This window comes from Microbacterium sp. CH12i, from assembly GCF_000685355.1.
Lineage (GTDB): Bacteria > Actinomycetota > Actinomycetes > Actinomycetales > Microbacteriaceae > Microbacterium.
The window spans coordinates 186,962-200,228 of record NZ_JHET01000003.1 but is presented as its reverse complement, the minus strand read 5'-3'; the positions used below and the strand labels follow the sequence as shown (position 1 = coordinate 200,228).

15 protein-coding genes are annotated in these 13,267 nt (G+C 63.6%); 9 read left to right on the top strand and 6 right to left on the bottom strand.

From position 1 onward, the window contains the following. Window positions 1-116: 116 nt before the first annotated feature. The 3 genes from DC31_RS04060 to DC31_RS04050 form a co-directional block, all read right to left on the bottom strand. Entirely contained in the window at window positions 117-650 is a 534-nt protein-coding gene (locus tag DC31_RS04060; protein ID WP_036277264.1) for a DUF6264 family protein, read from the bottom strand. A 230-nt stretch (window positions 651-880) separates the two neighbouring features. Beyond that, window positions 881-1,582 carry an IclR family transcriptional regulator gene (locus tag DC31_RS04055; protein ID WP_235201330.1) on the bottom strand — a complete coding sequence of 234 codons (702 nt, stop codon included), beginning with the start codon at window positions 1,580-1,582 and terminating at the stop codon, window positions 881-883. Between the two features lie 99 nt (window positions 1,583-1,681). Further along, complete coding sequence (locus DC31_RS04050; RefSeq protein WP_200872864.1) at window positions 1,682-2,734, bottom strand: 4-hydroxy-3-methylbut-2-enyl diphosphate reductase; 1,053 nt, start codon at window positions 2,732-2,734, stop codon at window positions 1,682-1,684. 100 nt (window positions 2,735-2,834) lie between these two features. Between DC31_RS04050 and xseA the strand changes: the two genes are divergently transcribed. From xseA to DC31_RS04025, 5 genes are read left to right on the top strand one after another with little or no spacing between them, the layout of a single operon-like run. Beyond that, a complete protein-coding gene (gene xseA, locus DC31_RS04045; protein WP_036277259.1) occupies window positions 2,835-4,112 on the top strand; it encodes an exodeoxyribonuclease VII large subunit in 1,278 nt (425 codons plus the stop codon). 19 nt (window positions 4,113-4,131) lie between these two features. Further along, on the top strand, window positions 4,132-4,371 hold the full coding sequence (locus DC31_RS04040; protein WP_036277258.1) for an exodeoxyribonuclease VII small subunit: 240 nt from the start codon (window positions 4,132-4,134) through the stop codon (window positions 4,369-4,371). After that, a complete protein-coding gene (locus DC31_RS04035; RefSeq protein WP_036277257.1) occupies window positions 4,368-5,009 on the top strand; it encodes a DUF4245 family protein in 642 nt (213 codons plus the stop codon). The genes DC31_RS04040 and DC31_RS04035 overlap by 4 nt, the downstream gene beginning before the upstream one ends. Next, window positions 5,006-5,683 (top strand): carbonic anhydrase, encoded by a 678-nt coding sequence (locus DC31_RS04030; protein ID WP_036277255.1) that lies wholly within the window; start codon window positions 5,006-5,008, stop codon window positions 5,681-5,683. The genes DC31_RS04035 and DC31_RS04030 overlap by 4 nt, the downstream gene beginning before the upstream one ends. After that, entirely contained in the window at window positions 5,680-7,074 is a 1,395-nt protein-coding gene (locus tag DC31_RS04025) for a class II fumarate hydratase (RefSeq protein ID WP_036277254.1), read from the top strand. The genes DC31_RS04030 and DC31_RS04025 overlap by 4 nt, the downstream gene beginning before the upstream one ends. A gap of 127 nt (window positions 7,075-7,201) precedes the next feature. On the opposite strand, the gene DC31_RS04020 is transcribed toward DC31_RS04025, so the two are convergent. After that, a complete protein-coding gene (locus DC31_RS04020) occupies window positions 7,202-7,642 on the bottom strand; it encodes an ASCH domain-containing protein (protein WP_036277628.1) in 441 nt (146 codons plus the stop codon). Between the two features lie 218 nt (window positions 7,643-7,860). Between DC31_RS04020 and DC31_RS04015 the strand changes: the two genes are divergently transcribed. Next, window positions 7,861-8,697 (top strand): DUF559 domain-containing protein, encoded by an 837-nt coding sequence (locus tag DC31_RS04015; protein ID WP_081813711.1) that lies wholly within the window; start codon window positions 7,861-7,863, stop codon window positions 8,695-8,697. 99 nt (window positions 8,698-8,796) lie between these two features. On the opposite strand, the gene DC31_RS04010 is transcribed toward DC31_RS04015, so the two are convergent. Both DC31_RS04010 and DC31_RS04005 read right to left on the bottom strand, forming a co-directional pair. Beyond that, window positions 8,797-10,071 (bottom strand): PhoH family protein, encoded by a 1,275-nt coding sequence (locus DC31_RS04010; RefSeq protein ID WP_036277253.1) that lies wholly within the window; start codon window positions 10,069-10,071, stop codon window positions 8,797-8,799. A 303-nt stretch (window positions 10,072-10,374) separates the two neighbouring features. After that, window positions 10,375-11,157 carry an isoprenyl transferase gene (locus tag DC31_RS04005; protein WP_036277252.1) on the bottom strand — a complete coding sequence of 261 codons (783 nt, stop codon included), beginning with the start codon at window positions 11,155-11,157 and terminating at the stop codon, window positions 10,375-10,377. 99 nt (window positions 11,158-11,256) lie between these two features. Here DC31_RS04005 and trhA point away from each other — a divergent pair, with 99 nt between their 5' ends. Genes trhA through DC31_RS03990 form a run of 3 tightly spaced genes read left to right on the top strand, consistent with a single transcriptional unit; the run spans window position 11,257 to window position 13,255 of the window. Beyond that, window positions 11,257-11,991: a PAQR family membrane homeostasis protein TrhA gene (trhA, locus tag DC31_RS04000; protein WP_051606391.1), complete on the top strand. Its 735-nt coding sequence runs from the start codon at window positions 11,257-11,259 to the stop codon at window positions 11,989-11,991. 23 nt (window positions 11,992-12,014) lie between these two features. Further along, window positions 12,015-12,488, top strand: a complete 474-nt coding sequence (locus DC31_RS03995; protein WP_036277249.1) for an S-ribosylhomocysteine lyase — start codon at window positions 12,015-12,017, stop codon at window positions 12,486-12,488. After that, window positions 12,488-13,255 carry an SDR family NAD(P)-dependent oxidoreductase gene (locus tag DC31_RS03990; protein ID WP_036277247.1) on the top strand — a complete coding sequence of 256 codons (768 nt, stop codon included), beginning with the start codon at window positions 12,488-12,490 and terminating at the stop codon, window positions 13,253-13,255. The genes DC31_RS03995 and DC31_RS03990 overlap by 1 nt, the downstream gene beginning before the upstream one ends. Window positions 13,256-13,267 lie beyond the last annotated feature (12 nt).

Genomic DNA, 13,267 nt, shown 5'->3' with positions numbered 1-13,267 from the left:
CGAATCAAGAACGACGGATGCCCTGGCCAGTGCGGTCAGGGCATCCGTGTTTGCTGGCAACCGGGCACCTTAGGCCTGATGCACCGTACAGACGGCGAGTACGCGTGGGGTGTTCATCATCCTCCTGCGGAGCCGACATACGCTATAAACGCCGGATCGCTCATCATCGGAATCATGATGCAGATCGACACGACCACCATGGTCACCGCAGCACCGACGAGCGGAACCCACCAGGTGAGCTTTGCTTTGCGCAACCGCCTGACGGAGAGCCAGGTGGTGATAACCCAACCGATCACCAGCAGCACCGCAGCGATCGTGCCCCAGAGCTTGCCCTGGGCAAAGTTCGTGAACTCCCCCGGGATGCCGAGAATCTTCATGCTCTGATTCATCACCGTGGGCAGATCGAGATATGACATCCCAGTCATGATGACGTTGACCAGGCCGTAGGCGAGCAGGGCGATCGTGATAATCCGGTCGGCCCGACGCGGTTTTGCGGCAGGAGGCGTCGCGGCCTGCACCCGCTGGGGCGCTGCAGGCGAAGCATCCATCGGCGTCACTGAAGTCGCGGCCTCAAGCGGCGGGAGCCCTGCCAGACGACGCTGCTCCTCCGGAGTCGCATATTCGCCGTATTGGGGCCGTTGATCGGTCATTCCGCCATGCTAACCGTGATGCCTTTGAACAACCCACACAGCGTGCAGAAACGGCGGCGGCCCCGGAGAAGTGGGGACTCCTCGGGGCCGCTGACATCGAGCGCTGGGGACGCTCATGCCGAAAAGATGAAATGACGCTGGGGACGTCTACTTTCACCTGTAGCACCGTGAAACGGATGCCTACAACATCAGAGTAGACAACCGTCAAGGTTAGCGCGATCCCTATTTGTTCAGATAGTGAACTCGTCACCAGGGCCGCGTCCGGCGTCACCGGCCTCCATGGCATCCGCACCCAGCTGTAGCGAAAGTCGCCGCGCGGCGCGCTGAAGCTTGTGAACGAGTTCACCATCGACAATTGCGCGATCGGCGGGTAGCGAGATCGCCAACGACGCCGTCAGGTTTGGCGCGATGACAGGAACGGCGACACAGGTGCTGCCAACCGAGTACTCCTCATCATCGACCACCCACCTTGGCGAATGCTCCAGCTGGGTCAGCAGCGTGCGGCGATCACTGATCGTCTTCGGCGTCAGCTCTTCGAGACGATGCCGCGAGAGATAGTCGAGCCGGCCGCCTTCATCAAGGTTCGCAAGGATCTGCTTTCCGAGCGCAGTGGCGTGAGCGCTGGAGTGCAGACCGACCCAGAGCTCGACGCGCGGATTGTGCGTGGCATCCACGATGTCAACGAGATGAACCTCACCGTCATCGAATCGCGAAAGATACGCGGTCGCACCCACCTCGTCTGTGACTTCACGCAACGCCGCACGAACTCTGGCGAGAAACACGCCGCGCGCACTGATCTGACCTTGAAATGAGGGGAATCGCTTGCCGAGCACCACTCCGTCTGGCTCGGCGGCAAGATACCCCTCGTGGACGAGAGTGCGAACGAGGTTGTACGTGGTGCCAGCCGTGAGCCCGGTGGCAGAAGCCAACATTTTTCGTCGGAATCGGACGGGGCGCGTTGGCAACGATGTCAACAAGCCGTAACGCGCGCTGAACAGATCCAATCAACGTGGGTTCCGACTCCTGGGTGTTCACGTCGAGGTATCGGAATCCGTTGCGCGTCCACCGAGGGCACGGGCATCGCGGTTGCCTGCGGCGTCGTGACGCAGTTCCTTGGGAAGCGAGAACATCAGATCCTCCTCGGCGGTGCGAACCTCTTCTACGTCACCGTATCCGGCAGCGCTCAGCGCCTCGAGGACTTCGTGGACGAGAACCTCCGGTACGGATGCTCCGCTCGTCACTCCCACGGTGGCGACGCCGTCGAGCCATTCCTGCTTGACTTCTTCGGCGTAGTCGACACGGTACGCCGCCTTGGCTCCGTACTCCAGAGCCACTTCGACGAGTCGCACACTGTTCGACGAGTTCGACGAACCGACGACGATCACGAGGTCAGCATCTCGAGCGACCTTCTTGATCGCGACCTGACGGTTCTGCGTGGCGTAGCAAATGTCATCCGACGGCGGATTGTGCAGTTCGGGGAAGCGCGCGCGCAGCCGATTCACTGTCTCCATCGTCTCGTCAACCGAGAGCGTGGTCTGCGATAGCCATACGACCTTCGACGGGTCCTTGACCACGACGGTGTCTGCTTCGTCAGGAGAGTTCACGATGGTCACTCGCTCTGGCGCGTGACCGGCTGTGCCCTCGACTTCTTCGTGGCCTTCATGGCCGATGAGGAGAATTTCGAAGTCATCGCGTGCGAACCGCACCGCCTCGCGGTGCACCTTTGTCACCAGCGGGCAGGTCGCGTCAATCGCGTGCAGTCCTCGATCGGATGCTGCGCTCACAACTGCCGGTGACACACCATGTGCGCTGAACACGATGTGGGCGCCCTCGGGGACCTCGTCGACCTCCTCGACGAAGATCGCGCCCTTCTCTTCAAGCTCGGTGACGACGTGGATGTTGTGCACGATTTGCTTGCGCACATAGACCGGGGCGCCGTAGCGCTCAAGGGCCTTCTCGACGGCCACAACGGCACGGTCAACGCCCGCGCAATAGCCGCGGGGAGCGGCGAGCAGCACGCGCTTGCGTCCGTCCACCGGGTTATCCTGAAGCCGCTTCGCTCGCGAACGAGGGATGCGAGGAATGGGAAGATGTACGGTGGCCTGGCTCACGCTTTGATTCTACCGGTGAAAGCCCTCGACGGGCCTGGATGAGCATTCAGACGCATAAGCAGGAAAGGGCACGATGACGGTCTTTGAGGCATCTTCCACGGACGGCGAAGCTCCGCCAGCGGATGCCGTTGCTCCCCGCGACTCGACGGCGGATACCCCGACCTCCGTCGCCCGCCTGAACGGGACGATCCGCGACTTCATCGCCCGCTGGAACGTCGTATGGGTCGAGGGTGAGATCACCTCATGGAATGTGCGCTCCGGCAACGTGTTCGGCCGACTCAAAGACACCAAATCCGACGCGCAGATCTCGATCCGCATCTGGTCGAGCGTGCGCGGACGCATCCCCGCCGACCTCAATATCGGTGATCATGTGGTCGCCGCTGTGAAGGCGGACTACTTCGTCAAAGCTGGCGATTTCAGCTTCACCGTCTCATCGATGAAGCATGTCGGACTCGGCGACCAGCTTGAGCGTCTCGAGAAGCTGCGCGCACAGCTGCGCCAGGAAGGATTGTTCGACTCTGCCCGAAAGAAGCCACTGCCCTTCCTCCCCCACGTCATCGGTCTCATCACCGGTGAGAGGTCGGATGCAGAGAAAGACGTGCACCGCAACGCCGAGCTGCGCTGGCCCCAGGTGCGCTTCCGCACCGAGCACGTCGCTGTGCAGGGCGAACGCTGCGTACCTGAGACGTTGGCCGCGCTCGCTGCGTTGGATGCCGATCCCGACGTCGACGTCATCATCATCGCCCGCGGCGGCGGAGACCCCCAGACACTGCTGGGGTTCAGCGACGAACGACTCGTGCGAGCAGCGGCCGCAGCATCCACGCCCATCGTCTCGGCGATCGGCCACGAGAACGACCATCCGCTTCTCGACGACGTGGCGGACCTTCGTGCCTCGACGCCGACGGATGCTGCAAAACGCGTCGTGCCCGATGTCGGAGAGCAGCGCGCTCTGATCGCACAGCTGCGCGCCCGCGTCACCACGCGCCTCACCCAGCGCATCAGGAACGACATCGCCCAGCTCGAACAGCTGCGCACCCGCCCGGTACTGCGCTCGCCCGACCCGATCATCGACGAGCGCGCACAAGAGGTGTGGTTACTGGTCTCGCGTGGTCGCGACACGATCACCCGCCGGTTCGATGTCGCCGCTCGCAAGACCAGCGAACTGCGCGCCTCGCTGCGCGCGCTGTCACCGGCCGCGACCCTGGCCAGGGGCTACGCGATCGCGCATCTGGATGGTGGCGTGATTCTTCGGGATGCCGCGGATGCCCCAGTAGGCAGCACCCTCACCATCACGGTCGACCGAGGGTCGATCGCAGCGCGTTCCGAAGGCGAGATCACCGAGGCTGAGTGAGCGTACGCAGGGCCGTAGGATGGAAGGCGTGACTGCGCCGAACGTCTCCCCGATTGAGACCCTGTCGTTCGAGGCCGCTCGCGATGAACTCGTGCAGGTTGTCGCCGAACTCGAGCAGGGCTCTCCGACGCTTGAGCACTCGCTCGCGCTCTGGGAACGCGGTGAAGCTCTCGCGGCACGCTGCGAGGAGTGGCTACTCGGCGCGAAGCGCCGCCTCGATGAGGCTCGCGCCGCGGCATCCGATGAGGACGATTCGTGAGCAAGAACGCTCCCATCGTCGCCGAGCTCGGTCGTCCTGAGACGCCAGAGGAGACAGCCGCCCGCAAGGCCGAGTTCAGCAAGAACTACCGTGCGAGCCAGACGTTTCGAAACCTCATCGCCGCGCTGATCATTACGGTGGCAGTGGTCGCCATCGTCATCTTCGCCGTGCCACGCGGAGAACGGGCATCCGAGCCGACCGTCGACATGGTCGGCATCGCGCAGGACGTCGAATCGAACCTCGACCGCCCCGTGCTTGTCCCGGAGCTCGATGACTTCTGGCGTGTGAACGCCGCGGCATTGGATGGCGGCGCCACGGTCGTTTGGAACATCACTCTCGCACCATCCGCCGAAGACGAACGCGGCTTCATCCGCGTCGCTCAGGCCTTCGACGCTGACGCAGCCTGGGCACCGCAACTGCTCAACGGCAGCGCCGCCACCGGCACCACGCAGATCGACGGTCGCGACTGGGACGTCTACAAGCTGTCCGACTCAGCACAAGACAACATCTCATACGCGCTGGGCACTCAGGCCGGCACCGATTACATCCTCCTGTACGGCTCGCGTTCGGCCGATTCCACGGCTGAGCTGGCAGAGGCTCTCAGCCCACAGATCGAAGCTATCGCGGAGGCCAAATGACAACGCTCACCCCGACAGCCGCCTGGCAGGAAATGCTGGCCGGTAACCGTCGATTCGTTACGGGTGAGCCGCGACATCCGAATCAGGATGTCGAGCGTCGCAACGACCTTGCCCATCAGCAGCATCCGGTGGCAACGCTCTTCGGTTGCTCCGACTCGCGCCTGGCTGCTGAGATCATCTTCGACAAAGGCTTGGGCGACCTGTTCGTGGTGCGCAACGCCGGTCAGGTCATCGGCGAGTCGATCGTCGGCAGTCTCGAGTACGCCGTCGAGATCCTCAAGGTTCCACTCATCGTGGTGCTCGCGCACGACGAATGCGGCGCTGTGGCTGCCGCGATCGCCGGCACCGCGATTGATGCTGCCCCGCTTCCGCCGCACATCTGGAAGCTGATCGCTCCGATCATCCCCGCCGCCCGCAAGGTTCTGGCAGAGACCGGCGGCACCTCGCCCGCCGACATCGACGCCGAACTCGTCGGACGCGAACACTTGCGCAACACGGTCGCCAACCTGCTGCAGTCTTCCGAGCTGATCAGCGAGGCCGTCGCTGAGGGACGCCTGGGCATCGTGGGCGCGAATTACCGTCTTGCCGAGGGCACGGCTGTGCCCGCCATCACCGTCGGAATCGACAACACGGGGATCGACGATGTCCCCACAACCCAGGAGGGATCGAAGTGACTGATATCGAGTACCGCATCGAGCACGACACCATGGGCGAAGTTCGCGTGCCCGTGAACGCGCTCTATGGAGCGCAGACGCAGCGCGCTGTAGAGAACTTCCCGATCTCGGGCAAGGGACTGGAATCGACGCAGATCGCCGCCCTTGCACGCATCAAGAAGGCCGCAGCCCTCGCGAACAAGGAGCTCGGCACCCTTGATGGAGCGATTGCGGATGCGATCGCTCAGGCTGCTGACCTGGTCGCCTCTGGCGCACACGACGGCGAATTCCCCGTCGACACCTACCAGACCGGCTCCGGCACCTCGTCGAACATGAACATGAACGAGGTGCTCGCGACTCTGGCGACCGGCATCCTCGGCTCGCCGGTGCACCCGAACGACCACGTGAATGCCTCGCAGTCGTCGAATGATGTGTTCCCGACGTCGGTGCACATCGCCGTGACCCAGGCGCTCATCGACACGCTCATCCCCTCGCTTGACCACCTCGCGGTGTCCCTCGAGGTGAAGAAGGAGCTGTGGAAGGATGCCGTCAAATCCGGCCGCACGCACCTCATGGACGCGACGCCCGTGACCCTCGGCCAGGAATTCGGCGGCTACGCCCGTCAGATCCGTCTGGGCATTGAGCGCGTGCAGTCGGCGCTCCCCCGCGTCGCTGAGGTTCCCCTCGGCGGCACCGCGGTGGGCACCGGCATCAACACCCCGCTTGGCTTCCCGCAGAAGGTCATCGCGTTACTCGCTGAAGAGACTGAACTGCCGATCACCGAGGCCAAGGATCACTTCGAAGCTCAGGCGAACCGCGACGGTCTGGTCGAAGCATCCGGAGCGCTTCGCACCATTGCCGTCTCGCTGACCAAGATCAACAACGACCTGCGCTGGATGGGCTCCGGCCCCAACACGGGTCTCGGCGAATTGCACATTCCCGACCTGCAGCCCGGGTCGTCGATCATGCCCGGCAAGGTGAACCCGGTCGTTCCGGAGGCCGTGCTCATGGTCTGCGCCCGTGTCATCGGCAACGATGCGACCGTGGCGTGGGCGGGCGCGAGTGGATCGTTCGAGCTCAACGTCGCCATCCCGGTGATGGGCACCGCATTGCTCGAGTCGATCCGTCTGCTGGCTAACGCGTCACGCGTGCTCGCCGACAAGACGATCGACGGCCTCGAGGCGAACCTCGAGCGTGCCGCAGCGTTTGCCGGTATGTCGCCGTCGATCGTGACGCCGCTGAACAAGCTCATCGGCTACGAGGCTGCCTCGAAGATCGCGAAGCACGCTGTCGCTGAAGGCATCACCGTGCGTGAATCCGTCATCGCCCTCGGCTACGTCGAGCGCGGCGAGCTGACCATCGAGCAGCTCGACGAGAAGCTCGACCTGCTGAGCATGACGCACGCCGGCTGATACTGGTCTGCCGCGAACGCCCCGATTCGCTGAGTCCGTCCCGATTTGCTGACTTATTTCTCATATTCGTCAGCAGATCGGGACCGGCTCCGCAGATCGGGGTATTTTTGCCGGATGCTGGGCGGAATCAGGCCGGCAACGGCTCGACTTTGAACCTCACGAGCACGATCTGAGTGTTGTCGTCGACGGTGAACTCCGGGTCGCCCATTTCTTCGCGGAACTCCGAGCTGTGCCAGAACTCCTCGTGACCGACGCGCCATCCGTCGACAGTCGTGAAACCTTCGCCTTCTGCGATCGCGTGCTCGAGGTCGACATCTCCGAGCCGCACCACACGCACATCCGTGATCTCTTCGACGCACACCGGCGCACCGGCAGAGTCGATCACGACGGCGCGGTCGCCGACGGCGGGAAGAGGTTCGTCGTCCAGCTCGTACCCCGCGACAAGTGAGGTCGTCGAGGTTTTCTCGCCGCTCAGAATCGCGCCAACGAGTTGATCGCGCAGCGGCCCCGCGAATGCGTACTCGGATACGGGCAGGTCGGGTACGGGCAGGTCGGGTGATCCAGGCATCCGTTCATCGTATCGGCGCACTGACGACACTTGAATGTTCCGCTCCTCGGAGTGTGTGACGGACATCGGAGGTCCTGCCACGATTGCTCCGACGGACGCAACATGCTCCGCAAGGCGTCACGCGGCCAGTCCTTCTCCACAATCAGAGATCTGACGATTCTCTCCACAATTGGCGGCAGTGGCCACTGCTGGGCGCCTGTTCCAGTAACCCTGGAACGATGATCGATCCCGCACAGCTCATCACGAAACTCGGCGGCGTAGCCCTCGGCTCTCGCCTGCAGGAGTACGGCATCTCGCGCACGGCACTCTCTCGCCTCGTTGCGAAAGGAACGATCGAACGCATCCGTTCCGGCGTCTTCGCCGTGCCAGAACTGATGCCGCCGGTACGCGAAGCCATTGCGCACGGCGGTGCGCTCACCTGCACCTCGGCGTTGCGCACGCACGAAGTATGGGTTCTGCACGAGGGCACCGAACCGCACATCTGGATGGGCCCGTCGGGGCGAGCACGCGAGCATACGAACTGCACATGCGTCAGTCACTACTACCGAGGAGACCCACCACTCGGTAGGGCTTCACTCGAGCGTGCACTGCAACACCTGTACCGCTGCCAGGGCGGCGAGGCCTTTTTCGCCGCATTCGAGTCCGCGTGGAGACTCCGACTGCTGTCCCGCGCAGCCCGCTCCCGCATTCGTGCAGCGTTACCCGCATCCGCACGGTGGCTCGTCGACCTTGCACGCGCCGACGCCGACAGCGGGCTGGAGTCGCTTCTGCGGCTCCGCTTGCACATCCTCGGCATCCAGCTGGACCGCCAGGTCGTGATCAGCGGAGTAGGCAAGGTCGACTTCGTCATCGGAGGCCGCTTGATACTCGAGGCAGACGGCAAGGAGAATCACGCTTCGGAGAAGAACCGCCACAAGGATCTAGTGCGGGATGCCGCGGCATCCGCTCGTGGATATGAGACGCTGCGCTTCGACTACGCGCAGATCCTCCACGACTGGCCGACTGTTCAGGCCGCGATCCTCGCCGCTCTCAACCGCCTACGCGACCATGCGTGAGCGTTGCACTGGTCGGAGGTTGTCACGCCTGTCGGAGGTTTTCGTCGAGTAACTCCGACATCTGCAACAACCTCCGACAGGCGCAACGCCCAGCCGCCCTCAGCTGAGCTCTCCGCCCTCCAGCAGTTCCGTGACCAGCGCCGCGATGGCCGAGCGCTCCGAGCGCATCAGCGTTACGTGGCCGAACAGGTCGTGTCCCTTGAGCGTCTCGATCACCGAAGCGATGCCGTCGTAACGGCCGACGCGCAGGTTGTCGCGCTGACCGACGTCATGGGTGAGTACGACTCGGGAGTTCTGTCCCATCCGACTCAGCACCGTCAACAGCACGTTGCGCTCGAGCGACTGGGCCTCATCGACGATCACGAACGCGTCGTGCAGCGATCGACCGCGGATGTGCGTCAGAGGCAGCACCTCGAGGATGCCACGTTCCATAACCTCTTCGACGACATTGCCCGAGACCACCGAACCGAGCGTGTCGAACACCGCCTGCCCCCACGGCCCCATCTTCTCGGCCTGGTCACCGGGGAGGTATCCGAGTTCCTGCCCGCCGACCGCGAACAGCGGCCGGAAGACGATGATCTTCTTCTGCTGTTGACGCTCGAGCACCGCTTCCAGTCCGGCACACAGTGCGAGCGCCGACTTTCCGGTGCCGGCGCGTCCGCCCAGCGAGATGATTCCGACGTCAGGGTCGGTCAGCAGATCGATCGCGATGCGCTGTTCGGCCGAGCGTCCGTGCATGCCGAAGAGATCGCGATCGCCGCGAACCAGCTTGTACTCGCCTTCCCCGGTCATCCGGCCAAGCGCTGAGCCCCGCTCGGAGTGGATGATGAGGCCAGTGTTCACCGGGAATCCGCGGGCGTCTTCGCTGAGGCCGACCTCGCTCTCGTAAAGGTCACTGATTTCATCGCCAGAAAGGTCGAGCGTGGCAATACCGGTCCAGCCAGAGTCGACGGCCTGCTCGGCGAGGTACTCTTCGGCTATCAGGCCCAAGGACGCAGCCTTCACGCGCATCGGCAGATCTTTGGAGACGATCGTGACGTCTTGCCCGTCCTGCGAAAGGTGCATGGCGACAGCCAGAATCCGGCTGTCGTTGTCACCCAGACGGATGCCGCTCGGCAGAACGGAGCCGTCGGTATTGTTCAGCTCCACTCGGAGCGTGCCGCCCTCGCCGACCGGCACGGGGAAATCGAGACGACCATGCTCGATGCGCAACTCGTCGAGGTGCCGGAGCGCCTGCCTGGCGAAATAGCCGATCTCCGGATCGTGACGTTTGCCCTCCAGCTCCGTGATCACTACGACCGGAAGAACGATCGAGTGTTCGGCGAAGCGGAAGAACGCCTGAGGATCCGACAGCAGCACCGAAGTGTCAAGCACATAGGTGCGGAGGTCTTGGTCTGGCTTCCCTGAGGATGCCCGACGCGAAACCTGACGGGTGGACTGCTGTGCTGTACGTGTGGTCACGACCCACTCCCGACCCGGGATGATTCCCGGCTATGCCACGAGTCGACCAAGGGGCCACGAGTCGTGATCCAGAAGGCCGACTCGAACGGGCACCATGCCCGATGACTCGAAGCTACGACCGGCACGGCAACGCGCTGTGAGCGACACGCAACACGCCGGGTTAACCGCTGGTGAACTTCCCAGAAACCTCGCCCAGACGCGAGACGGGAGGCGGCCTCAGCGCCCGAAGCGCCGATCACGGTCGACGAAATCACGGATTGCCCGTAGGAAGTCGACCTGGCGAAGATCCGGGCCGAGCGCCTCTACGAAGTAGAACTCGCTGTGCGCGCTCTGCCAGAGCAGGAAGTCGCTGAGTCGCTGTTCGCCGCTGGTGCGGATCACGAGGTCTGGGTCTGGCTGGCCACCGGTGTAGAGGTGCTCGCCGATCATCTCCGGGGTGAGGTGCGCGGCGAGATCTTCGAGCGTGCCGCCAGACGCGTCGTGCTCGGCGATGATCGAACGCACCGCATCGACGATCTCGTTGCGTCCGCCGTATCCGACGGCAAGATTGACGTGCAGACCTGCGTGCCCTTTGGTGCGCTCTTCGGTGTCACGCAGCACGCGTGCCAATTCTTCGGGCAAGATGTCGGAACGACCGACGTGCTTTACCCGCCAGTCCGCCTCGTGGGAGAGCGCCTCGGCAAGCTCGGCAATGATCTCGATGAGATCGGCGATCTCCTGCGAGTCACGCTTTCGCAGGTTGTCACTGGAGAGCAGGTACAGCGACACGACTCGGACGCCGATGTCATCGCACCAGCTCAGGAACTCGCGCATCTTGGCCGCACCGGCCCGATGGCCGTCAGCGGGTGAATCGAGGCCGAGCTGTCGGGCCCATCGACGGTTTCCGTCGATCATCATCGCGACATGATGCGGCACCGATGCCGGATCGAGCTGTCGCCGGAGCCTCTTGCCGTAGAGCCGGTACAGCAGCCCCCGACCCTCGCTCACGCGTGCATTCACGTGCCTACGCTACCGCGCCGCAGTCGACTGCGGTGTGAGCAGACCGTGGATCTTGGATACGTACGTGGAACGACATAAGGGTCAGTTTAGAGTGAGTAGGTGAGCACTTCTGACGCTGATTCCGCCTCGGTCCCCGAGCTTCCACTGCACGAAGCAGCGGTAGTCGATGCCGCCATCGAGATCAAGCCGACCTGGCGCGGCTGGTTGCACGCTGGCACCTTCCCGGTCGCCATTGTCGCCGGGATTGTACTGATCGTGCTCGCCGATGGTGCGCCAGCGAAGTGGGCAGCCGCCGTGTTCATGGCGAGCTCCTTGCTGCTCTTCGGCAATTCCGCGCTGTACCACCGCATCGACTGGTCACCGAAGACCAAACTGATACTCAAGCGCATCGATCACGCGAACATCCTGCTGCTCATCGCCGGTACCTACACTCCCCTCGCTGTCAATGCGCTTGTTCCCGACAAGGGTTCGCTGTTGCTCGTTCTGGTGTGGAGCGGCGCTCTTCTCGGCATCCTGTTTCGAGTGTTCTGGATCAACGCACCGCGATGGCTCTACGTCGCCCTCTACCTCGTGCTCGGCTGGGCAGCTCTGATGTACATGGTTGACCTGCTGAATGCGAACGTGATGATGATGGTGCTGGTCTGCGTCGGCGGGCTGCTTTACACCGGCGGAGCCATCGTGTACGCGATGAAGAAGCCGAACCCGTGGCCGGGCCGCTTCGGCTTCCACGAGATCTTTCACCTCTGCACGGTGCTCGCCTTCCTCTGCCACTGGGTGGCGTGCCTGCTCATTTCGATCGCGCCGTACTCACCGTCGCTCGGCCTACCCGGCTGACGCCCAACAGATAGGAGATCATCATGGCTGACGTCGAAAGCTTCGCCCTCGATCACACCGCCGTACTTGCCCCCTACATTCGCCGCATCGCGGTGGAGCACGGGCCCAAGGGCGACGCGATTTCGAACTTCGATGTGCGCTTCGTGCAGCCGAACGAGGGCGAAATCCCCACGGCCGGCCTGCACACGATCGAGCATGTGCTCGCCAGCATCCTGCGCGATCATCTCGACGGCGTCATCGACATCTCCCCGTTCGGGTGCCGCACCGGATTCCACCTGATCGCCTGGGGCGAGCCGAGCGTCGCCGATGTTGTCGCTGCTGTCCGCGCCGGGCTCACGTTCATCGCAGAAAAGGCCACGTGGGATGACGTCCCGGGCGTCGACGCGATCAGCTGCGGCAATTACCGCGACCACAGTCTGCACAGCGCACGTGAATGGTCAAAGCGCATCCTCGAGCAGGGCCTCAGCCTCGACGCGTTCGAGCGCGTCGGCGTCTGATGTTCGACGAACTCCGCAGTCGCGTCGTCTTCGTCACCGGCGGCGCCAGTGGGATCGGCGCCGGGATCGTCGATGCGTTCCTCGCCGAGGGCGCAACGGTCATCAGCGCCGATCTGAGCCTCGATGAGGGGCTGAAGCAATCAGGTGAACGACGCTGGACGGTGCGTCTCGACGTGAGCAACGAGACGGCGGTGGAGGGCGTTCTGGATGCCATCACACAGACGGTTGGCACCGTCGATGTGGTCCTGACCGCGGCAGGCACCTCGACGATGGGTTTCTCGACCGAGACGACCGGGTCAGACTGGGATCGCAATCTCGATGTGAACGCGAAGGGCTCGTTCCTCGTGGCCAGAGGCGTCGCGCGCCGTCTGGTCGAGGCCGACCTCACCGGACGCATCATCTTCATCTCATCGCAGGCAGGCAAGAACGGCTACCGCGGTATGACCGCATACGTGGCCTCAAAGCATGCAGTCCTCGGCATCACGAAGACGATGGCGGTCGAGCTCGCTCCCCGCGGCATCACCGTGAACGCGATCTGCCCCGGCATCATCGAGACGCCGATGAAGCATCGCGAGCGCATCGAGGGCGGTGCGATCCGCGGCATGACCGCCGACGAGGTTGCCGCCGAGGACCGTTCGCAGGTGCCGTTAGGCCGCACCGGAACGACACAGGACGTGTCGGGCGTCGCCCTCTTCCTCGCCAGTGACCTCGCGAGCTACATGACCGGCCAAGGACTCAATGTCACCGGCGGCATGACGATGCACTGACGCGTCGACAGG

What these genes read in the sequence shown, in the direction of transcription:
- DC31_RS04040 (WP_036277258.1), top strand. Translation starts at nt 4,132, where the DNA reads ATGGAAGGCGTGACTGCGCCGAACGTCTCCCCGATTGAGACCCTGTCG.
- DC31_RS04015 (WP_081813711.1), top strand. Translation starts at nt 7,861, where the DNA reads ATGATCGATCCCGCACAGCTCATCACGAAACTCGGCGGCGTAGCCCTC.
- xseA (WP_036277259.1), top strand. Translation starts at nt 2,835, where the DNA reads ATGACGGTCTTTGAGGCATCTTCCACGGACGGCGAAGCTCCGCCAGCG.
- DC31_RS04060 (WP_036277264.1), bottom strand. Translation starts at nt 650, where the DNA reads ATGACCGATCAACGGCCCCAATACGGCGAATATGCGACTCCGGAGGAG.
- DC31_RS03995 (WP_036277249.1), top strand. Translation starts at nt 12,015, where the DNA reads ATGGCTGACGTCGAAAGCTTCGCCCTCGATCACACCGCCGTACTTGCC.
- DC31_RS04055 (WP_235201330.1), bottom strand. Translation starts at nt 1,582, where the DNA reads ATGTTGGCTTCTGCCACCGGGCTCACGGCTGGCACCACGTACAACCTC.
- DC31_RS03990 (WP_036277247.1), top strand. Translation starts at nt 12,488, where the DNA reads ATGTTCGACGAACTCCGCAGTCGCGTCGTCTTCGTCACCGGCGGCGCC.
- DC31_RS04020 (WP_036277628.1), bottom strand. Translation starts at nt 7,642, where the DNA reads ATGCCTGGATCACCCGACCTGCCCGTACCCGACCTGCCCGTATCCGAG.
- DC31_RS04030 (WP_036277255.1), top strand. Translation starts at nt 5,006, where the DNA reads ATGACAACGCTCACCCCGACAGCCGCCTGGCAGGAAATGCTGGCCGGT.